Below are 22,024 nucleotides of genomic sequence, written 5' to 3'. Positions count from 1 at the left end.
TTAAAAAATGTACTTTTTTGTCTCCTGCTACCATTTCAAATGCTGTGGTGTTTGGATTAAAATATACCGATCGGTATATTTTAATCCAAAATTTTTTACTGCTTTTTTCTCCCGATTACTATACTATTAATTATATCTTTTACTGTTTCCAAAACAGTATCCAGGTAGGCCGGATTTTTGGTGCATTGTGAAACAAAAATCCCTCCCTCTATGAGGGCAATAATAGACCATGCCGTTTGCTCGACCTGTACGTTCCGCCTAAATTCACCTGCCTCAATACCTTTTTTTATAATTGTTACAATGTCCATTTTCCATTGTTTCAGCTCATCTGAAACAGCTTTCCTAAAATCTTCATGGGTATCATCTGCTTCAATACCTGTGTTCAATAACGGGCACCCGCCTTTTGGAAAAACGTGATTATGCTTGCTGTTAAAAACAGTTGAAAAAACCAGCAGCTTGTCCTTGTAAGTCTTTGCCTTGTTTATATGTGCACCAATTGCATTTGCACGCATCCTGGTGTTGTAACTAAAAGCAGCTAATGCAACCGCTTCCTTGTCAGCAAAATTCCCGTAAATACTCCCTTTGGTTAATTTTGTAACTGTTGTGATATCCGACATCGATGTCCCCACATATCCTTTCATATTGAAAAGAGGAGCTGTTTTTTCAACAATCAATTGCTTTGTACGCTCAGATTTAGGTAATAATTCGTCCATTTATAGAACGAAGATACAAAAAATATACCGATTGGTATATTTTATTTCAAGCCAAATAAAATGCAGCGCACCAACTTTGGCAAAGCTTATTTATTGCTGCAGTTAAATATAGCAACATTGTATTATGCTGCTTGCCGGGTTGTTTCGCTCTCTATAGGGCGTACGTTTTTTAGTAAATTTGCGCTTCAAATTCATACACGCCGCCTTCTAACCAAGAACAGCCCATTACTTGTTTAGTAATACCTGCGCCTAACTTGGGAAAGAAACTGAAATTATTAACCTGTTTAAAACAAGTTATGCTGTCGCCTTATTTCTGCTCATAAACACATAATAAATAGGTATTCCAATCGCTACTATAACCAGTCCGAATAAAGAAGTAGCAGGCTTGTAAAATAATAATCCTAATGCCATAGTGCCGGCCATTAAGATATAAACGATGGGTATAAAAGGATAACCAAAAGCCTTATACGGCCGTTCCACATCCGGGCGGGTTTTACGCAGGCGGAATACAGCTAAAATAGTGAGGATGTAGAAGATCAGAGTGATGAATACCACATAATCGAGCAATAAACCATATTTGCCACTTAAACAGAGCAGACTGGCCCAAATGCACTGCGCCCACAATCCCCAGGCAGGAACGGCATTCTTATTCAACGCAGCCGCCTGCGGCAGGAATAATTTATCCTGGGCCATCGTGTAAAATACTCTGGCCCCTGTAAGCACCAGGCCATTATTACAACCAAAGGTAGAGATCATGATCATGATAGCAATAATAGCTGTACCATAGGTGCCAAATATATTAGAGGATGCAGCTGTGGCCACACGATCCTGTACGGCAAAAGCAATATTCGGATCAGCTACTTCTGTTGCAAAAGCCGCCGCCCCGCCGGATGCTGCCGGCGTCAGGGGTAACACCGCGGTATACATCACATTGGTTAATACATAAATAATAATTACGATCAGTGTGCCCAGGAACAGGCTTAATCCAACATTTTTCTTCGGGTTTTTAATTTCGCCGGCGATAAAAGTTACATTTTCCCAGGCTACGCTGCTGAATACAGAACCCACCATAGCCGAACTTACAAGGCCAATAGCCAGGAATATGGAAGAGGGTTCTTTAAATAATGACCACCCTATCTGGTTACCTGCTTCGTCTTTAATGGCTTCCGTAAACTTAAAGTCAAAGGCATTGGTCCAGTTATTATTCCAGATATCCGCCTTGGCTGCCAATAAAAAGCCAAACAACATTAAACCAAAAAGAGAAAATAATTTCACTACTGTAAATACAGATTGTATGATCTTTCCTTCCTTTACGCCCCTGGTATTTACATAGGTTAAAAAGATGATCAATGCAATAGAGACCAGCTGCGCCGGATACAGTTTAAACCAGCCGGCCTGGAAAATAATATTCTCATCAGCCAGTGTTAAAGCCGGGATAAAATATCCCGCAAACTTGCTGAACGCCACTCCCACAGCGGCAATGGTACCGGTTTGTATTACCGAGAAAAAGCTCCAGCCATATAAAAAGCCCGTGAAAGGATTATATGCTTCTTTCAGGTATACATACTGCCCGCCGGCCTTGGGAAACATGGAGGACAACTCGCCATAGGTAATAGCGGCAAAAACGGTCATCAACCCGGTGATGATCCATAAAGCAATCAGCCAGCCAGAACTGCCCACGCTACGCGTCATGTCTGCACTTACTATAAAAATACCGGAACCAATCATGGACCCGGCAACTATCATGGTACCGTCAAAGAGGCTTAAGGACTGTTTAAACTTTTCAGCAGACATAGAATTGTTTTAGTGAAGGACTACAAGATAGCATCTAAAATGTAAAATATGAAATACTAATTATAAATGCAAAGGCGGGCGGCCCGGGTACAAACCACTAGCCCTTCACTTTCATCCACATCGGCTTCAACCTGGCGATTTTTTTATAAACAGGACAGGTTTCACTATGACATCCCGGCAAATAACCTGTGCTCATTAAAAACTCATTTACGATCTCCCCTCCGGTAAACTTAAAAGTCTTTTTAAATAGCTTCATCCACTCTTCTTTGGTTTTAGGGTGATGCTGATCGAGCCAGTTTTTAAAAGAGCCGAATTCTTTTTGCAACCCTATGATCGTTTTGGCATTCTCTATTGCTGCATTTACTTTCAGCCGGTTGCGAATAATACCGGCATCCAGCATCAATGAGTCAAACTTCTTTTGTTTGTACCGGCTTACTTTTTCAATATCAAACTGATCAAAGGCCTTATAAAAATTATCCTTCTTTTTTAAAATGGTTTCCCAGCTCAGTCCGGCCTGGTTGATCTCCAGCACCAGGCGGGCGAACAGTTCGTTATCCGAATGCATAGGGTACCCGTATTCGTGGTCATGATAGTGCTCATGCACGGTTCCTTTACCCTTTCCTTTTACAAATGCGCAGTAATAATTTGACATAGCTGCAATTTGCAAAAAAAATTGTATTTTTTTTTGCTGGTAACAAATGGGCTCTTATATTTGCACTCCCAATTACGAACAAGGGTAATAAAAAAAGGGAGTTTAGCTCAGTTGGTTCAGAGCATCTGCCTTACAAGCAGAGGGTCGGCGGTTCGAGCCCGTCAACTCCCACCAGAAAATCAAGCAGTTACAATAAAGTAGCTGCTTTTTTATTTTATGCCTGCCATACAATTTGCCCTACATTTTCAAACATTGCAATATCACAAAAGCTGGCAATTCTCTAGGGGGTGTAGAGAGGAGGCGGAATTTTGACCGGGCATTGGAAGCAACCGGGATTTGTCTCTCATATCTACAATTTGATTTTCTTATTAAAATGCCAACCACTCCAGAACAAGATGGGGACTATTTCGGGGAACGTGTTCATGAAGTATCGGATAGACATACCTGCCAATGATGAAATGATTAGAGCCAGGTGTCAACCGGCTCTTTGCTTATACTTATTTACCCCGGAGGTTGAGGTCGTAATGTATGGTGGTCGCGTATTTTTATGGCAAGTAAACTCAAATACCAGCTACCGAAAAATGGCACTGCTGCGAGGCCTCCGAAGGGTCGGTGGGGGAATGATTGTTATGAATTAATATACTTTAACAAGTAACTTAGCTTTTTTACGAAGGCGCAGGAATGTGCTGGACGAAACGATTATTCAAAAGTCTAAATTAGAAAAGCTCTAAATCTTTGATCATTTTGCGACATTTTCTTACGGACTGTTTACCTACCCGATCGGTGTTGTGGTCAGTAATAATGCTGACAGGTGGACAGGCGCTTTCCATCCGCAAATGTTGTATTTTCAGGGAAATAACTCTTGTATTAGCTAACCGCTACGCTACTCCAAATGCTCTATAATTTACTTTTTTACAGCGTATTTTAAATTGTCAAAAAAGCGTTCAATAAGGCGCCTGTCTTTGGTTATAATTTCTGCCGTTCCTTTGGCTTCATGTTTAACATCTAATTTTTTTCCATAGTTGGTAACCATTCCATTGTCAAAGTTTAAAGTGATCAGATAAGTTTCGACGTCACCTTTGTCAGTTTTTGAGCTGTTACTAGTCAGCGATATCGAAGATACTGAGGCTTTAATTGAACCATATTCATTATATGGGAAATCATTCAATTTAATTATTACTTCTTGTCCAACTTCAACCTTGCCAGCTCCTATCGCTGGCAATAAAACTTGTCCATAAGATTTCTCCGCCTTAGGCACAACTGTGAATACCGGCTCGCCCTGTTGAACAAATTGATTATCCGTCCAAAACTTTAAAAACTGTACTCGTCCATCAAAAGGGGCAGTTATTAAATACTTTTGTTCCCATAATTTGATGTTATCTATTAAATCATGATAAGCTGCATCAATATTCAACTCCAGCTCACGTTTTTTTTCCTTCTTTTGAACAACTAATTCTATTATTTTACTAGATGTTTGTCTTGCTTCTTTCCGAGCATTAATAAGACTGCTTGTCGCATTATTAATATTAGTTCTGTTAGATAAATATTGCTGCTTTGATTTTTCAAATTCCGCAGCAGCGCTAACTTTATCATAGTATAAAACAGAATCTCTTTTAAGAGAAGACAATGCCAGTTCCTTGTTTTCATTTGTGAGATTCACCCTATCTGTACTATTATTTATGTCATTCCCCTGTTCTAAATTTAGCAATCTCAATCCGGCTATCTGCTTATCAAACAGTTGATCGGTATTAAAATTATAAAGTTGATGTACATTGCTGATAAATGTGTAATAAACTTTATTGAGTTCACCTAATGATATCTTGGGAGGTAGTCGTGAAAGCACCTCGGTGCCAGGATTGGCAGGGTCATAAGCTTGCAAAATATACTTTATTTTCAATAACGTATCATAGGAAAGTCCATTTTGAATCACCGCTATTGCTTCATTTTCACTAACTGAATCTCTGGACTTAATACCATCAATTAACAATATTTTTCCATTGGCATTTGACACTAGCTTTATCGGAGCTACAGGCGTATTTACACTCAAATCCCCGCTTATAACGTCGGGGTATCTTATAGCCCAGCCGAAAATAAATAATAAGGAAATTAAAAAAATAATGATTAAAGCTGTCCTAGAGGCAAATTTGGTTGGCATTCTGTCTATAATGTCCTGTATTTCCTCTGACCTTATGTTTTTATGATATTTTTCAATATTTGTTGAATTAGTTTCCATTGGTGTGTCCTTCTATTGTAGGGGATTCTTCTAGTTTAACGCTGGATGTTAAATCAAGTTGCGACTGAATTAATTGATAATATCGCTTTTTACTATTCATCAACGAATCATGATTGCCAACTTCTACAATCATTCCATTTTGCATAACTACTATCTGGTCAGCCTTTCTTATAGTGCTTAACCGATGTGCAACTACGATCACAGTTTTGTCCTTGAATACATTATCCAATGCTTCAACAATCTTTTGTTCATTTAAAGAATCCAAAGAATTTGTTGCCTCATCAAAAAAAAGGAAGTCAGGGTCTTTATAAAGTGCCCGGGCGATTAAAATACGCTGTTTTTGTCCCCCACTGAGCCCCCGGCCTTGTTCGCCCATCATAGTTTGATAGCCTAGAGGAAGTCGTTCTATTTCGGCAGCAATATTTGCAGTATCAAGCGCACGTTTCAGTTTGTCATAATCGATGTTTTCGTCGTCTAAAACAATGTTGTTCAAAATAGTATCATTAAAAATTTTTCCATCCTGCATTACCGCACCGCATTTATCACGCCATTGTCTTAAACTCACATTATTAATGTTCATATTGCCTATTAATATCTCTCCATGGGTAGGTTTGTATAGTCTTAAAATAAGTTTCAATAGCGTTGATTTACCGCTTCCGCTATCGCCCACAATCGCCGTAACTTTCTTTTCTGGAATTATCAAACGAATACCACTTAAAATCATTCTGCTATTATTAGTATACTGGAAAAAAATATTGTTCAACGTTAAGTGCTTTTTTTCCGGCAGCGCTACTGGGTTATTTCCAACATTTTCATGCTCGTCTTCAAGCCCATGAATTTCATTAAGACGTAAGAAACTAATTTTGGCTAGCTGGTAGTTTACAATAAATCCAATAAATTGAGTAACGGGCGCACTGAGCATACCAATAATGAATTGGGTGGAAATCATTACACCAAAAGTTATTTCACCATTTATAACTGCTTTCGCACAATAAAAGGTTATCAGTAGATTTTTGAGATTATCGATGAATTGCGCGCCTGAGTTTTGGAGATTATTTATATTTAATGATCTTGTGTTTACTTTATATAATCGAGCCTGTATATTTTCCCATTTCCAGCGTTTGGGTTGCTCATAATTGTTTATTTTAATGTCCTGCATACTGGCGACTGTTTCTACCCAGTAGCTTTGGTTTTTCGAAGTCAGATCAAAATATTCCCAATCCAACTTTTTTCTGAGGCTTAAAAACGCGATCACCCATCCTACATACAAAATGCTGCCGACCAAGAAAATGTAGAAAATGACGGGGTTGTATATTAGCAAGATAATACCAAACAATATAAACGTTATTGCCGAAAAAAACATACTAAGAGAATTGTTCATCACAAAACTTCTGATGCGTTCGTGGCCAGATGCTCTTTGCAGGATATCGCCGGTCATTTTATTTTCAAAAAAGCTGATAGGTAACAACATTAATTTGAAGAGATAGTCTGATATTAAAGCTATATTTACTCTAGATGTAACATGCAGCAATACCTAATCCCTCACTATATTAGATAGTAGAATGGTTACATAAATAGCAATGTTGGCAACAAGTACAATATTGATGAAATTGAGGTCTTGCGTTTGAATTCCCATATCAATAACTGATTTAGAAATAAAGGGCAGAAAAGCCTGTAACTATGTGACAATAAACATCACCACTAGTAAGACTGCAAAACTCTTTTTATACGGCTTAAAATAGTTTAAAAAGTTACCAAAAGTTTTCTTCCGGTTTAATTTTTCACTGATGTTTCTTTGATGGAAATCAGCTTGTGGTTCAAAAGCCATCAACATACCGTTATCACCGTCAGCGTTATTCTTTATCCATTTTTTTGAAAATTCTTTTGATGAATATTTGATTCGGCCTTTGGCGGGATCAGAAACATAAATGCTTCCAGTTTTAGGATTTGTTTTGTATACAATAACGAAGTGGCTGTTATCCCAATGAACAATTACGGGCAGAGGTACTTTAGTAATAAGAAAATCAAGATTTATTTTCAATGATAATGAGCGAAGTCCAATTGCCTCCGCTGCATGTGATAAATCTAAAAACGATGCACCCTCCTTTGTTGTGCCACATTTATCGCGCAAATATTGTAACGAATAATACTTCCCATAGTGTTTGGCAATCATTTTTAAACATGCCGGCCCACAATCCATAATGTCAAACTGCCTATCATTGGGAAAGGTGAAAATCATACTAGGTTTTATGTTTATTGATATAGATTAACTTATAAGAACAGGCAATTTAAATAATTTGATATTATATTATATTAATAAATTTATATAAAAAACTTTCATATTTTTATCTAATTACTTTAATCTAAAAACATCGTAAAATGAAAAAACTAACATTTTCTGACCTCGGGGCATTTGCTAATCAACACTTACATCTTAACGCAGAAGAACAACTTACTGTCATTGGGGAGATGGAGGAGGTAGTGGTAATGGTTCAACAACTTATGATACAGGACAAACTTTGCGTATTCAGGGAGGCACACTTTATGCGGATCTAAACGGAACCACTTATATTGGAGATGATGGGGCCGTTTGTTATTTTCAGGGCGTTAGCTTTACTACGGATTGTGCAACAGGCGGCAAAGCAGCCTATCAACTTGACGGAATAATTCATGTTACAGATGATTGGGCAAACGATGGTTTTGACATTTATAAATTTAGTCACGAATACGGGCATTATTTACAGCAACAACAAATGGGAGACGCGGCTTACTACGCCTACGTTGTAGGACCAAGTGTCTGGAGTGCTGCGACTGATCCGTCAAATCATCCAAATCAGTGGTTTGAAGATGCCGCCACTGTCAACGGCGATATCTATTATAATCAGCACGTAATAGTATATTAATACGTTTAAAAATTATAGAGCAAACGTCATCAGGAAAAAAAGTATTATGTTTAAGTTCTCTTCAATAGATAAAAAATACTTTTTGTTTCTGATGACGATATTTGTAACTTTTAATGCAGTTACAGGATGTAGGTATCATAGTCCGCAGGAGGAACAATTTAGTTTTAAGATCGATAATGGATTAGAACTTCGTGGAACGTTATCATTGCCTTCTACTCATAGGTCAGTAAAAACCATTTTTATATTAGTTAGCCCTCCAGGCGGTTCAGACCGTAATTATCATGGACTGTTTAAAAGCCTCGCCATCTTTCTCGCGGATAATGGAATTGCATCGCTGCGTTTTGATAACCGCGTCTACGCTAACAAAAAAGATGTAAATGCTGATGCCGTTGATATGTTTGATCAAGCCAACGACGTTCATAGTGCTTTGCTAGGCTTAAAAAAAGATAGTAGATTTAAAAATTATAAAATTGGCCTTGTTGGTCACAGCGAAGGTGGCTGCTCAGTAGCTATTGAGGCGTCTCGAAACAAAGATGTATCGTTTGCTATACTTTTATCTACTATAGGGATTAACGGAAACGACTTGTCTTATTATCAACTAACAAATGGCATTAAAAAATTAAAGGGGGAACATTTGACGGAAAAAGATGAGGCTATTTTTTCCGATTGGCGGGATAGGCTGGACATCATTGCATCAAATAATAATATTGATTCGATCAAGTTACAGCTTAGCAAAAGCAAAGAAAATCTTCTCAAAAAGCATCCTGATTTTGCGGGGAAACAATCTATTGAGGAGTCTCAAAAGACGGATTCGTCAATATGGCTTAATAAGCATCGTATTGCATACATAAAGTATAAACCGAATTTATATTTATCCAAAATAACTGCTGATGTCCTTGCTATTTGTGGAGATAAAGACGATAAATTAGATTGTGAACAAAATATAAATGGCATAAAAAGAATTTTTGATTCGTCTCATAAGCAGAATTACAAGGTTGTGGTACTCGAAAACATGAATCATGACTATCAGATTGTTGGGGAAACTCGGCCAATTTTAAAAAGCGCCACCCCAATAGAACTAAATTTTCCTGATCAAGTTTTTTTTATTTTAAAAGAGTGGCTCGCGCAACATGAGGAGGGTAAGCTTTAGCCGTCTGCTAAATTCCATTGTACCATAAGCAGCGTTTGGGTTAACCTCTCCTTTGTACGTAAGACATATTTATACGCTGCAATAAAAGAAAGCCCCAAAATAAAGATATTAGCCACTAAAGTTTCCATATCAAAGCTCTTTTATCACTGTGCCTCTGAAGTAAACCAATCAGCAATAAACTTCCTACCTGCTCTGATGTTTCATCTATATAATTCTCAAGTCGTTCATAACGGGTTTGCCTTCTTGCCCATTACTCCTTGATGAAGAAACTAATGAAATGAGTTTTGTATCCTGTACAACCTGTACAAAGATAACTCCGCAATTTAGGTCGAGATGAAAGCTCAATATAGGGTTAACAAGTGAGTTAATTAGAACGGCCTGTCCCTATTTTAATGTATAAGAAATCCAGATTAAAACGGCAGATCATCGTGAGGCTCCGACTGCGCAGGTCGGGCTTTGTCCGGTAACGGCAGATTTGTTACCACGTACAAATTCAGAATATCATTTCTATCCATGAACATTACCTGGCTTCTTTTAATTACATCCAATTTTCCTCCAATCCAGTTTTTGGCTGCTTTGGTGATTTCTCCGCCTGCTACTATGAATGCATGATCGACTAAAACATTTCTGTTTAGCTCTGCATCAAAAATTTCATGACCAAGCATCATTAATGCCTGTTGGTAAACTTCGGCAACATTGGCGTTACTGAACTTGGTTATACCTGATGAATCCAGCTTTCCTTTTTTGACCTGAATACCGAAATATAGGACATGTTGTGTCGGTAGAGTATATCTCATCCAGATGTCTTTACCGTACTCAAGAGCTTTGTCTTTATGCCCTCCAAAGCTGATGCGATGAAAACCTAATTGTCGAAAGAGAGGAAGTAGAATTTCTTCAATCAATTCATCTTCGGAAGCTTTGTCAAGATATGCAGTTAAATCGTTTCTTCTTTTATTTTCACTTGCGGAGAATGGACGATGCGGGTTAGGCATTGGTGCATTCAAATCATAAGATTTCGGAATAATAGATACTCTTGATATTTGCTCATTATCCAAATGCCGTATCGCTAATGAGAACCGGCTGTCGATGTCCTTTTCAATATGTTCGATATTATCTCTATGATTTATAAAGGTCTTGACGTCGACGCAAATGTAGATTGTGTAGCCATACAAACCCCCATTCCAGTTATCATAGTCTGTTTGTTGAATTGTTATTTGGGAGTTTGTTAGAAGGTCGATCATATCTTCAGCGCCATCGGCCTTAGCTATTTCTGTGACAGTGCTAAGCAGACTCTGAAATTCGTTTGAATCGTCTATCATTGTATTCTCCCAGGTTTAAATATGTAATTATCAAAAGTACGACTTAAAAACAGCAAGAATTTTCTTTTCTATATACTTACTTTGGTTCTTTTCAATCATTCACGTTTATTCCTTTTTTAAATGCTGTGAAACTTTTACATTTAACTTGCCGTCAAGGGGATGCGGCAGATTGCCAACGATGATGCGATAGTCAATCTGAAAGTTTGAGATGCTTTCTAGCGCTTCAAAAACAACAATCAGGGGGTCGATAGTGAAGCTGTGATAATGCTTTAGAGATTTCAACGGTATTTTAACTTCACAACTATTCGTCTCTCTAATATCCGGCTTGTTGGGGTTAATATATGGTGCAGACTGGGGACGTCCTAACGACAGGAATGAGCGCTGGCTAAAAGAGGATAATGCTGAATTGTCAAAATCAAACTTGCTTTTCGGTTTATATGGTGTCTTTGGAGGATTGGGTTTCTCTGGAAAATCATTTTCATTGATAAGTTTGAACCCGTTTGGAAAGTGCATCCATATATCTATATCGCTAGCTGGTGCAGTGCCGATATTGCTTATCATCAACTCAATTGCAAATGACAATGAAACAAAACGTTCCCACGCATACCGTTGTTCCAGGTATGTCCGGTAGTCAAGTTTGTATTGCCCTAGTTCCTTATTGTATTCTTCGACTTGATCTTTTGTTAGCTGATTAAAAATTTCATTAAAATCAACGATTTCTATCAGTGTTGCTTTGAGGGCAGCTTTGCGCACTTCTTGTTGTGTTTCGGGCTTTTTTCCGAATGATCAATTGGGTATTCCAGCTTCTCAAGAAGAGCTGTTTCTTTATTATGACACCGTGTTATATATTCTTCCTTTTCTTCCTGAAGTGGGTTTAATTTCAATTCAAAAAGATTCGTGCTGTTTTTAAAAGTTAGCTGAACTTTAGGCAGGGCATTCTTTAGCGCGTTTATTTCTTGTTTGAGTTTTTGAATTGTTTTTCATGTTCTGATTGTTCTATCGGTAGAATATATTGGCTATCCATCTTGAATGCTTTGATCCCGACTGAATTTGCTCTCAATAAGGGGCCTGTGTCATAAGTGACTAAAAGTATTTCATTATTATTTGTGGAAGAGAAATCGATAATACTTGCAAGAAGAAGATCCGTCTTTTATGAGGAATAACATTATTGATGAGTCCCAGGCAAATGCTTTCAACCTAAAAATCACTTCTTAAACAAACGGATAGCAATAAATTAATTACCTGTCTCAGGAGAAGCAAAGAAACTCAACCAACATATATCACCTAATGGTGAATTTTTAAACCATACAGGGCTTGAACAGCAACAGGCACAACAGTACTTTTAGCATTTAATCTAAATATGAAATCTAAAACAGGTATATGGCTAAAGATTGTCATCTCACTGTAATAAAAATGATGGAATAGCAGCCCTTGGTCGAATCTTAAGAAATCTTTTGCAAATAATTGGCATAAAAATGGTATATTACGGTATTGATAAAAATTAATGATATGGAAAAATTGAAAGTAGGTGACAGAGTGAGAATCGCAGGTCCATTACGCTCTGAAAATGTGTACGAAGTTTTAAAAGTAAGCTCTTTATATGTGAGTTTAGGGTCGGATGGTTTTGCCACCCGCGTGATTAACAAAAGTTGTGTTGAGGCAATAGCTGAAGCCCAATCGTAAAAATCAAATACTTCTATCATACAAGCTCCACGTATATGTGGGGCTTTTTTATTGCCGGTCCTGATACAAAAAGATAAAAGAATGACCAGATAATATGCGGTTTATTGTATTGCTTTGACCGGACCGGATTCGGGCATTTCCTGATCAGGAAGCAGTGAAGCGTTTAGTATTAAAAAATAACCGGTAACCAGAAGAAGTAATAGGCCGCCATTTAACCGTTTTATAGTTCTTCAGATTAGTTTTAACGAACATGACGATAGCCAGCCATAAAATTCATTTGTTTGTTGCAGTACTTGTAATATTTGTTTGTACCCTCACTGCCCCGGCACTGTACGCCCAACAAAAGCCCAATATGATCATCTTCCTTGCCGATGACCTGAACCAGCAGGATATCGGAGTTTACGGCAACCGCGAGGTAAAAACTCCTTATATGGATCAGCTGGCTAAAGAAGGAATTCGATTTACCAATGCTTATGCGGCCTCGTCCATGTGCACGCCATCGCGTAGCGCTATGTTTACAGGCCTCTACCCTTTCAGGAACGGCGCGCAAATGAATCACTTTACCGTTCGTGCAGGCATTAAAAGTCTGCCACATTATTTACAACAACAGGGATACAGGGTCGTTATATCCGGTAAGATCCATATGGCGCCGCCGGATAACTTTCCCTTTGAACATATCGGTAAAGAATTCGGACAATATAGCCCGATTGAAAACAGGTTAGACCGGAAAAAAGAAACTGTAAAATTTATAGAAGCACATTTCAATCAACCATCGGAACAGCCCATCTGCTTGATCGTTGCGCCCTGGGTACCGCATGTACCCTGGTTTCCCAACCGGGCCTTTAATCCATCTGCTTTGAAATTACCGGAATACCTGGCAGACACAAAGGAAACCCGGCACGCCCTGGCAGCCTATTATCAAAGTATTGGTGAAGCGGATAAAATGCTGGGAGAAGTAATGCAGGCACTAGACCGATCAGGCCAAACCCCAAATACCATGTTTATGTTTCTTGCCGACCAGGGCGCCCAGTTTCCCGGGGCTAAATGGACGGTTTATGACCAGGGCATCAGGGTTCCTTTATTAATAAGATGGCCCGGCCATGCCAAAAGGGGTAGCACCTCAAACGCGCTGATTTCATTGGTTGATCTTACCCCCACATTAATTGATATCGCCGGTGGCCCGGAGATCAAAGAACTGGATGGCAGATCTTTTAAGCAGGTGCTTACAAGTAAAACAACAAAGCATAACCCCTATATTTTTGCCGAAACATCTATGGAACCTCATTTCTGGTATAACTACACGCCCGCCAGATCAATTATAACAGCTGATGGTTATCAGTATATCCGCAACTACCATCCCGGCCTGCGTTTTATCACACATATAGACCAGGTAGAACGAAATGAATTCTATTTCGATTCGTGGGTGAATAAAGCAACAACAGATACTAAAGTAAAATTTCTTTTGGATCGCTATAGCTATCGTCCGCCGGAGGAGCTATTCAATTTGAACAATGACCGGCTGTCATTCAATAACCTGGCTACCCAGGATTCGTTTGATCATAAGCTAAAGGAGTTGTCGGCCATGCTTGACAAAGAATTGAAAAAACAGGGTGAAACAGAAGCGATGATAAGGGAAGGCACTTTGCCCCGGTTCTTTGACAAAAGCTACACCATTGCTCAAAAAGGAAGCGCTATGGATCTCTCCTTCAACCGTAAACGCTGGAACCCCGCTCTGTTGCATATTACAGGTTACCTGGAGAACATTAACAAAGGCGGCATTGTTTGTAGCTACTTCAATAATTTCAGGCTCTTTGCCTATGGCAGCCAAATAGGAATACAGCTGACTGATGGCAGTATCAAAGAAAGTGCTCCTCTTAAGGACACAGCAGGACATTTATGGCTGCAGTTATCTGAAGACGGCAAACTATCGATACAATTTAATAACCGGCTGGTTCTTACCGCATCACTTGGTAAAGATCTTACCAAGATAGGTAACGGTTTTGTAACCTGCGGCATTTTGCAGGGCCAGGAATTAAGCGGCAGGCTGCAAAGCTACCAGGGACGGATCAGTGATCTCCTGTTCAGCATGAATGATTTAGCCGGAGCCCCTTAATTATATTTGTATAACTACTTATTTTTAAACCATTCTTTAAACATCCGAAAAAAGGAATTATCATCATTAAAAACTCACATGATCATGAAGCGATTTTCACTGCTTGCAATAACCTTTCTTTTCATAACAGCGCTATTCGCCCAAACGGGTAAAACCTATAGTAACCCGTTGGACGTACAATTCGGAGATCCCTATATACTACGAACTGCAGGTGGTAAATACTTTATGTATGGCACCGGGGCCGGGGCAAAAAACGGCTTTGCAGCTTATTCATCCGACGACCTGGTAGAATGGAAGCGCGAAGGCCAGGTTTATTTTGGCGATAATAAAAACGGATGGGGAGAGCACTCTTACTGGGCTCCGGAAGTATATGAGCGAAATGGGAAGTACTATATGTTTTACAGTGCACACTGGAAAGTAAATCCTACCAAAGAAGAAGAGAACTTTAAAATTGGCGTGGCTGTGGCCGATCAGCCGACAGGTCCGTTTATTGACATGCAGGACAAGCCTATATTTGATCCTGGCTATCCTATTATTGATGCGAACGTGTTATTTGCAGCAAATGGCAAAACCTATCTTTATTATTCAAGGTGCTGCTATAAACACCCGGTGGAAAGCGATGTAGCCAAATGGGCGCGCAAGAAGGGATGGTATAATGAGATTGAAGAAAGCTGGGTTTACGGAATTGAAATGAAAAGCGATTTTAGCGGGGTGATTGGCGAACCGGTTCTGTTATTGCGCCCGCCTGTTAAAATGAATGATCCGCAGGCCGGATGGGAAAGTCTTTCCGTAACCTCTAAAGAAGTAAATCGTCGCTGGACAGAAGGTTCTTTTATATTTAAAGAAGGAGACACTTATTACATGATGTATTCAGCCAATTATTTTGGCGGGAAAAACTATGCAGTAGGTTATGCCACTTCTAAAAGCCCGCTGGGTCCTTTTAAAAAAGCGGCTAACAATCCTGTGTTACAAAAAAACACAGCCAAAGGTGGTATAGTTACCGGCACGGGGCACAATAGCATAACCTGGTCACCGGACGGCAAGACCATGTTATGCGTATATCACGGCCGTACCAGCAAAACCGGCGATGAGCGTGTCGTATTCATCGACAAGATGAAAGTTTCCAAAGGTATACTAACCGTGGACGGTCCAACTACACAAACGCAACCAAAGCTTTAGTTTAACTACTTTTAATAACAGAAGCCCGGGCACTTACTGTACCGGGCTTTGACTATACAGTAAGTTCCATTTAAATAATAATAAAAGAGTTTTTTATCCTTTATTATCGCCTTCCTCCTAACTTTGCAATACAAATCTTCTTTCCATGTTTTCTAAAACCTGCGAATATGCAATACGTGCTATGATCTTTATCGCTCAAAAATCAAGGGAGGGTGAGCGTGTGGGTATTAAAGACATAGCCAAAGGAATAGAAGCTCCTGAACATTTTATCGCCAAGATCCTGCAGGAGCTTAGCCGGAAGAACCTGGTACTATCGGCAAAAGGTCCTAACGGAGGATTTTATCATGACCGAGAATCGGCTCAGTCATCACTGGCAGATATCGTAAAAACGATCGACGGAGAAAAAATATTCAGTGGCTGTGGCCTGGGACTAAAACAATGTTCCGAATCGCACCCCTGCCCTATTCACCACGAGTTCAAAAAGGTAAGAGGAAGCATACAACGTATGCTGGAAAAAGCACGCATTGGTACATTAACCCGCGAGCTGGAGCAGCAACTTACTTTTTTAAAAAGATAGTTTTTCTGAACCAATAAAAGATAAAAAAGTATTTTATTAAATTGATTCTTTATGACTGATCAAGCAGACATACAAAGCCTGGAAGATATACGGCTATTAGTGAATAGCTTTTATACTTCGGTGAGAAACAACGAGCTCCTTGGGCCCATCTTTAATGAACGCATTGGCGAACGCTGGCCTGAGCACCTGGAAAAGATGTATCGGTTCTGGCAAACCGTATTATTGGATGATCACACTTACTTTGGCAGCCCTTTTCCCCCTCATGCACAACTACCCGTAGACCAGTTGCACTTTGACACCTGGCTACAGCTATGGTATGGTACTGTTGACCAGTACTTTCAAGGCAAGAAAGCAGATGAAGCGAAATGGCGTGGCGATAAAATGGCCGCAATGTTCTTATATAAAATATCTTATTACCGCGACAACAATGCCGGGCCCCTGATATAATGCCCATCTTACCTTAAAATACATCAACATAATATCTGGGTATGCAGGCTTCCGCCAATACCAACATCCTCGTTATCCATGAGATGCTTTTAGCTGCTGCACTACTGCTGGTTACCACTGCTACCCTTGCAATGATTCTGTATAAAATGCAGCATATGTAACCCTTACGTTGCTGAGATTGACTGCTTCACTCAGAAGGGGCTTTCGGGATCATTCACTTTGTATGTGACATAGCAACAAAAATACCGGAGCTGTTTATCAAACTCCGGCATTTAGAATGGTGAAGGTATAAAAACGATATTCAATTGACGCCGCGGAAGGATTCGAACCTCCGTAACAGGTTTTGCAGACCTTTGCCTACACCACTCGGCCACGCGGCTTTATAAAACGAAGGGTTAGTATTGCGTAGCAACTTCCTGCTGTACAGATGCCTTGGCCTCCCTCGGCTTGTATATATTCGCCGCAACTTTCTCTGTCCATATTTTAGGTACAAACCTGGTTATATAGGCATTGACCTTATTGGAAAATCCCGGAACGATCTCCGCCTTACGCTTAAACAAACCCTTCACAGCAATAGCAGCTACTGCCTGTGGTGTCATATTAAACCTGTCTGCTGTTTTTAAAGTATGCGCCGCCATACCCGCTCGTGTTACAAATGCTGTATCCGTGGCTCCCGGAATAAGGCAGCTTACCGAAACCGGTGTGTCTTTTAACTCGAACCTGAGGCTTCTTGTAAATGAAACTACAAAAGCTTTTGATGCTGCATATACCGACAAGTAAGGTACAGACTGGTAACAAGTGGTGCTACCTACATTCAGTAGATACGATTGCGAAAATCTTTTCAACACCGGTACAAACGCATGTGCTATTCTCAATTGCGCTTTTATATTAACATCAATAATGTTGAGCTGATCATCTATTTTCAATTCGGTAAAAGGAGCATTTAATCCGTAACCCGCGTTATTCACAATAACGTTCAAATAATTATGATACCAGCGGGTGCGCTCAAAAATAGTTGCTGCGGCTTCCGGTCTGCTCAAATCCTGTACAATCGTTACCACGTCTACATAGTAAGTATCCCTGATATACTGTGCAGCATCCAGCAACTGCCGTTCATCTATATCGATCAGTATTAATCCTCTCTTCTGTTTAGCCAGTTCAACTGCAATAGCATTGCCAATACCTTTTGCAGCGCCGGTTATTAAAGCATACGACATATTAATTCAGATTTTTTCGCTTTATATAGCTTTTGATTAAAGTAAATAATAAAAGGGGGATCATATGGTTGGTGTTAATTCGGGCGTAAACTCAGGTACAGATTGCTTTTTAGGTTTAGCCAAAGCCAGTTTTGCCAGTTTGTGATAGAAAGGGGTACCGCTTAGCTCATGCTTAGGCTGGTAAGCACCGGTTACCACCGGGATGTACATTACCCGTCTGCGGCTTCGTTCTCCAATAAAAGGAGACTGCTGCACCCGGTGCCAGAGACGGCCGTCATGAACAGTTAAATCTCCCGCTTCAATATCAAGCCCTACTTCTTTATCATCTGGTTTATGATCGATAAAATATTTTTTCTTGAAGAATAAGGTCAGGAGGCCTTTATTATGCGTACCCGCCAATACTCTAAGCCCACCATTGGTTTGAGGGCAATCATCTAAATGAAGTCCCACGTTGAGCATAGGCTTAATGCGTGAACCTAAAAACAAATCCCGCGGACTATCGGTGTGCCAACCCAATCTCGTAAAGCCACTGCGCTCCGTATTCAGATAGTGATTCACTACCAGACCATCTTTTTCAGTTTCACCGATACGGCCATCAAACGGCGCTAACAGGTGAACCAATTGTTGTACCTGGTCGCTTTTTAAAAATGCCTTTAGCACCTCACTATACTGCGATGCAAATGCGATACGTTGTATCAGCGGAGCGCCGTTTACATCCGAACCAAATTTTAAGGGAATACCGTTAACTGCGGTTGCTCCTTTATTTAATAAAAATGTTTCTACCGATTTTACTTCAAATAATAATTGCTTCACCTTGTGCGCGGAAACAAATTGTTTGAAATGTAAAATACCATGTGTTTTTAAGTGTTGTGTGTGCAGGGATTTTATTCCATCGTAGTAGTGAAACTGCTGTGTAGCGTTACTCATAATAATAAAGCATTAAAGTGTTAATGAAAAGAAGAAGAAGAGAATAATAAAATCAGGTAATTCTACCCTTTGAATAAATTAGCAACAACAACAACACCTGCAAAGTGGGGAGGCAAACATGCGTTCCTTGCAGTTATAAAAGCTATATGTTGTAGACTGTGACAATTATTATTAGATTGATAAGGCAAATATAAGAAGCCAATATTAGTCCACCAAATAAGTAGACTAATATTTTATAAAATATTTTTTTCTGCTCATCATGATCAGATTTCCGACAGCTCTTGCCTGTTAACGGGCGCATCCTCCTGCGCTAATACCAACGTTGTGAAAGCCTGCTCCAGGTCGCTGATCAGATCAGCCGCTTCCTCTAAGCCAACTGACAGCCTGATCAGACTATCGCTCACTCCGGCCGCTCTGCGTTTTTCTACAGGGATGCTCTTATGCGTCATCGCCGCAGGATGACATAAAAGACTTTTCACTCCGCCGAGGCTTTCGGCCAACCTGAAATATTTTGTAGCAGTAACAAACTTGGTAGCCGCATCTTCTGTATCATTTTTTAAAGTGAAAGAAACCACGCCTCCAAAACCTGTCGCCTGCTGCTTTGCAATCGCATGATTATGGTGCTGCTCCAGCCCCGGGTAAAAAACCTTTTCAACAGCCGGATGCTGCTCCAGGTACCTTGCTACTTCCAGCGCGTTAATTCCATGTTGTTTTATCCTGAGATGTAATGTTTCAATTCCTCTTATGATCAGCCAACAATCAAATGGTCCTAACACTGCACCGCTGGCATTTTGTATAAACTTAATTTTAGCGCCCAGTTCTTCTGTTTTTGTAACGACCACACCAGCTATTAAATCGCAATGCCCTCCCAGGTATTTGGTTGCAGAATGCACCACAATATCAGCGTCCAATAATAAAGGTTGTTGCAATGCCGGAGAGGCGAAGGTATTGTCGACACACAGCAGGCAGTTGTTAGCTTTAGCTATCTTAGCAATGGTGGCTATATCCGATATCTTCAGGGTTGGATTGGTAGGCGTTTCAATCCAGATCAGCTTGGTTTGAGGAGTAATGGCTTCAAACACATTATCTGCATTTGTACTATCCACATACGTTACCTTAATGCCGAACTTTTCATACACATGGGTAAAAAGCCGGAAAGCGCCTCCATAAATATCATCTACTGCTACTATTTCATCACCACTTTTCAGCAGCTTTACTACAGCATCAATAGCAGCAAGCCCGCTGGAGAAAGCAGCGCCGGTATGGCCGCCTTCAAGACCTGCGATGATCTTTTCCAAAGTAGCCCTTGTCGGATTGTTCGTTCTTGAATAATCGTAGCCGAGGTTCACACCAGGCGCCTCCTGTACAAAGGTGGAGGTTTGATAAATGGGAACCGCAATTGAACCTGTAAGCGGATCTACGGGAATACTGTGAATGGTTTGTGTTGCGTTGTTGCTCATAACTGATTTGTTTTTAAAGATGAATGAATGTATAATCATCAACCCTTATCAGGAAAAACATTCGGTAGCGGCTTATTGTAAAAACAAAAAAGCTCACCCCGCAAATCAGGATGAGCTTTACTATTTTACTAAATAATATTTTATAAGCTGAACGCTGACTTATCTGCCTCCGGTATACCGGAGATGGATTTGGCACCTTTTTCACAGCATTGCTATGAAGAGGTTGTCAAGGCTTCATCGGGCCATTACCCTCTGCCTTTCTTGATAAGAGATTGAAAAGAACTATTGCAAAAGTAAAGCGTATGAATTTTAAATTCCAAACTTTACTGCATTATTTTTTTATAAAAGTTTTATTAAGATCCTGGCACTCCATATAATTACGAGCACACCCAGCAGCACGAAAGCCGTTCTGCGAGGCAGTCTGCCGGCCAGTTTCGCAGCTAATGGCGCTGCAATCAACCCTCCGATAATAAGACCTAAAATTGTTTGCCAATGACTTACACCCAACAAAATAAAAAAGGTGAATGCACTGGATAGGGTTACAAAAAATTCAGTGAGACTTACCGATCCGATCACATACTTAGGTGTACGTCCTTTTGTAATAAGGGTGGTTGTAACCAGCGGTCCCCATCCTCCGCCACCAAAAGAATCCAGGAAGCCACCGGCTCCCGCCAGTGCCCCATATCTCCTGAACTTTTTCTTTACTACCTTTTTCTTAAAAGCGTTAGAAAGTATTTTAACACCCAGGAAAAGTGTATATACAGCCAGGATAGGCCTTACCCAATCACTGAATTTTTCGCCCAGGTACACCAACAAAATAGCACCGGCTATGGCACCGACCACACCGGGCAGTAACAATGTTTTAAACAATTTCTTATTAACGTTACCAAACTTATAATGGCTATAGCCAGATGCCCCACTGGCAAACATTTCAGCCGTATGTATACTGCCGCTGATGGCTGCCGGACTTACTCCTGCAGATAATAATATAGTGGTACTGGCCACACCATAACCCATGCCCAGGGCTCCATCTACCAGCTGTGCTACAAACCCCGCAGCCAGCATAATTAAAAAAGCCTGGTCTAATGAACTATATAAATTAACCGCATGAACCCTTATCTCCTCAAAAGGCCAGTAAGAAAAAATCATATGCCCTATTAACATAAAGGCGAAGGCGGCAAGCGCATAGGTTGCAATTCTTTTATTGGATATCCCCTTTAAGCCTGATTGCGCCTTCTTTATGGTTACGCCATTCGACTGGTCGCTTCCGTGCCTGTTGGCATGACCGATCCTTACGTTGGCTAAACCATATTCGGCCGCATCACTATTGATCTGGTCTATTAGTGCTGAATCACTGGTGGCGATGATCACAGCATCGGCATGTTGAATATCAAACGGGTCATATAATCGCTCTTCGATTATAACTTTTGCATGTGCAGAAGCCCATTCCTTCAGGTCTTCGCTTAATTGCTCAGCGATGATGCGAACCTCGGCGCCAGGCGCACTATTATCTATTTCTTTGAGGTGACGTATGGCTACGCTATCACCGCCTATAACGAGCACTTTAAGCCCTTCCATGCGCAAAAGAAAAGGAAAAGAAGCGCTTGCCCCGTTTGCCTTCTTATTAACAGCTGCCAGATCAGTCATAAACCAGGTA

General features: G+C 40.2%; 20 protein-coding genes, 2 tRNA genes and 1 riboswitch. Of the genes, 9 read left to right on the top strand and 13 right to left on the bottom strand.

The window, feature by feature from the left end; all coding sequences use genetic code 11:
* Positions 1-95: 95 nt before the first annotated feature.
* From ACLOAU_RS11425 to ACLOAU_RS11415, 3 genes are all read right to left on the bottom strand, one after another.
* Positions 96-713, bottom strand: coding sequence for a TetR/AcrR family transcriptional regulator (locus tag ACLOAU_RS11425; RefSeq protein ID WP_427862001.1), 618 nt, complete (start codon positions 711-713; stop codon positions 96-98).
* 294 nt (positions 714-1,007) lie between these two features.
* Positions 1,008-2,507, bottom strand: coding sequence for an APC family permease (locus tag ACLOAU_RS11420; protein WP_427862000.1), 1,500 nt, complete (start codon positions 2,505-2,507; stop codon positions 1,008-1,010).
* Between the two features lie 97 nt (positions 2,508-2,604).
* Positions 2,605-3,159: a DNA-3-methyladenine glycosylase I gene (locus tag ACLOAU_RS11415; protein ID WP_427861999.1), complete on the bottom strand. Its 555-nt coding sequence runs from the start codon at positions 3,157-3,159 to the stop codon at positions 2,605-2,607.
* 96 nt (positions 3,160-3,255) lie between these two features.
* Between ACLOAU_RS11415 and ACLOAU_RS11410 the strand changes: the two genes are divergently transcribed.
* Positions 3,256-3,333 (top strand) — tRNA-Val (locus ACLOAU_RS11410).
* A gap of 730 nt (positions 3,334-4,063) precedes the next feature.
* Here the strand turns inward: ACLOAU_RS11410 and ACLOAU_RS11405 are convergent.
* The 3 genes from ACLOAU_RS11405 to ACLOAU_RS11395 form a co-directional block, all read right to left on the bottom strand.
* Positions 4,064-5,392, bottom strand: a complete 1,329-nt coding sequence (locus ACLOAU_RS11405) for an HlyD family efflux transporter periplasmic adaptor subunit (RefSeq protein ID WP_427861998.1) — start codon at positions 5,390-5,392, stop codon at positions 4,064-4,066.
* Complete coding sequence (locus ACLOAU_RS11400) at positions 5,382-6,923, bottom strand: peptidase domain-containing ABC transporter (protein ID WP_427861997.1); 1,542 nt, start codon at positions 6,921-6,923, stop codon at positions 5,382-5,384. Before ACLOAU_RS11400 ends, ACLOAU_RS11405 begins: the two co-directional genes overlap by 11 nt.
* A 147-nt stretch (positions 6,924-7,070) precedes the next feature.
* Positions 7,071-7,631, bottom strand: coding sequence for a cysteine peptidase family C39 domain-containing protein (locus ACLOAU_RS11395; protein WP_427861996.1), 561 nt, complete (start codon positions 7,629-7,631; stop codon positions 7,071-7,073).
* A gap of 140 nt (positions 7,632-7,771) precedes the next feature.
* Between ACLOAU_RS11395 and ACLOAU_RS11390 the strand changes: the two genes are divergently transcribed.
* From ACLOAU_RS11390 to ACLOAU_RS11380, 3 genes are read left to right on the top strand one after another with little or no spacing between them, the layout of a single operon-like run.
* On the top strand, positions 7,772-7,948 hold the full coding sequence (locus tag ACLOAU_RS11390; protein WP_427861995.1) for a hypothetical protein: 177 nt from the start codon (positions 7,772-7,774) through the stop codon (positions 7,946-7,948).
* A complete protein-coding gene (locus tag ACLOAU_RS11385) occupies positions 7,912-8,295 on the top strand; it encodes a hypothetical protein (RefSeq protein WP_427861994.1) in 384 nt (127 codons plus the stop codon). The genes ACLOAU_RS11390 and ACLOAU_RS11385 overlap by 37 nt, the downstream gene beginning before the upstream one ends.
* 46 nt (positions 8,296-8,341) lie before the next feature.
* Positions 8,342-9,445, top strand: coding sequence for an alpha/beta hydrolase (locus ACLOAU_RS11380; protein ID WP_427861993.1), 1,104 nt, complete (start codon positions 8,342-8,344; stop codon positions 9,443-9,445).
* A 410-nt stretch (positions 9,446-9,855) separates the two neighbouring features.
* Here the strand turns inward: ACLOAU_RS11380 and ACLOAU_RS11375 are convergent, their stop codons facing one another.
* Complete coding sequence (locus tag ACLOAU_RS11375) at positions 9,856-10,764, bottom strand: hypothetical protein (RefSeq protein WP_427861992.1); 909 nt, start codon at positions 10,762-10,764, stop codon at positions 9,856-9,858.
* Positions 10,765-10,869: 105 nt separating this feature from the next.
* Complete coding sequence (locus tag ACLOAU_RS11370; protein WP_427861991.1) at positions 10,870-11,517, bottom strand: hypothetical protein; 648 nt, start codon at positions 11,515-11,517, stop codon at positions 10,870-10,872.
* Positions 11,518-12,273: 756 nt separating this feature from the next.
* On the opposite strand from ACLOAU_RS11370, the gene ACLOAU_RS11365 reads away from it, so the two are divergent.
* From ACLOAU_RS11365 to ACLOAU_RS11345, 5 genes are all read left to right on the top strand, one after another.
* The gene (locus ACLOAU_RS11365) at positions 12,274-12,447 is read left to right on the top strand and encodes a hypothetical protein (RefSeq protein WP_427861990.1); all 174 of its coding nucleotides are present in this window, start codon (positions 12,274-12,276) and stop codon (positions 12,445-12,447) included.
* Positions 12,448-12,799: 352 nt separating this feature from the next.
* Positions 12,800-14,560 carry a sulfatase family protein gene (locus tag ACLOAU_RS11360; protein WP_427861989.1) on the top strand — a complete coding sequence of 587 codons (1,761 nt, stop codon included), beginning with the start codon at positions 12,800-12,802 and terminating at the stop codon, positions 14,558-14,560.
* 84 nt (positions 14,561-14,644) lie between these two features.
* Complete coding sequence (locus ACLOAU_RS11355) at positions 14,645-15,739, top strand: glycoside hydrolase family 43 protein (RefSeq protein ID WP_427861988.1); 1,095 nt, start codon at positions 14,645-14,647, stop codon at positions 15,737-15,739.
* A 145-nt stretch (positions 15,740-15,884) separates the two neighbouring features.
* Entirely contained in the window at positions 15,885-16,316 is a 432-nt protein-coding gene (locus ACLOAU_RS11350) for an RrF2 family transcriptional regulator (RefSeq protein ID WP_427861987.1), read from the top strand.
* A 51-nt stretch (positions 16,317-16,367) separates the two neighbouring features.
* Complete coding sequence (locus tag ACLOAU_RS11345) at positions 16,368-16,763, top strand: group III truncated hemoglobin (RefSeq protein WP_427861986.1); 396 nt, start codon at positions 16,368-16,370, stop codon at positions 16,761-16,763.
* 308 nt (positions 16,764-17,071) lie between these two features.
* On the opposite strand, the gene ACLOAU_RS11340 is transcribed toward ACLOAU_RS11345, so the two are convergent.
* The 5 genes from ACLOAU_RS11340 to ACLOAU_RS11320 form a co-directional block, all read right to left on the bottom strand.
* A tRNA-Cys gene (locus tag ACLOAU_RS11340) sits at positions 17,072-17,143 on the bottom strand.
* Between the two features lie 15 nt (positions 17,144-17,158).
* Entirely contained in the window at positions 17,159-17,980 is an 822-nt protein-coding gene (locus ACLOAU_RS11335) for an SDR family NAD(P)-dependent oxidoreductase (RefSeq protein WP_427861985.1), read from the bottom strand.
* Positions 17,981-18,040: 60 nt separating this feature from the next.
* Positions 18,041-18,907 (bottom strand): phytanoyl-CoA dioxygenase family protein, encoded by an 867-nt coding sequence (locus ACLOAU_RS11330; RefSeq protein WP_427861984.1) that lies wholly within the window; start codon positions 18,905-18,907, stop codon positions 18,041-18,043.
* A 263-nt stretch (positions 18,908-19,170) separates the two neighbouring features.
* On the bottom strand, positions 19,171-20,367 hold the full coding sequence (locus ACLOAU_RS11325) for a trans-sulfuration enzyme family protein (RefSeq protein WP_427861983.1): 1,197 nt from the start codon (positions 20,365-20,367) through the stop codon (positions 19,171-19,173).
* A 156-nt stretch (positions 20,368-20,523) separates the two neighbouring features.
* Positions 20,524-20,638, bottom strand: a riboswitch (SAM riboswitch).
* A gap of 68 nt (positions 20,639-20,706) precedes the next feature.
* A complete protein-coding gene (locus ACLOAU_RS11320; RefSeq protein WP_427861982.1) occupies positions 20,707-22,014 on the bottom strand; it encodes a TSUP family transporter in 1,308 nt (435 codons plus the stop codon).
* Positions 22,015-22,024: the final 10 nt, after the last annotated feature.

This window comes from Paraniabella aurantiaca (genome assembly GCF_050309965.1).
Taxonomy (GTDB): Bacteria; Bacteroidota; Bacteroidia; order Chitinophagales; family Chitinophagaceae; genus Niabella.
The sequence above is the reverse complement of the archived record's forward strand: the minus strand, read 5'-3'. Positions and strand labels throughout refer to the sequence as shown.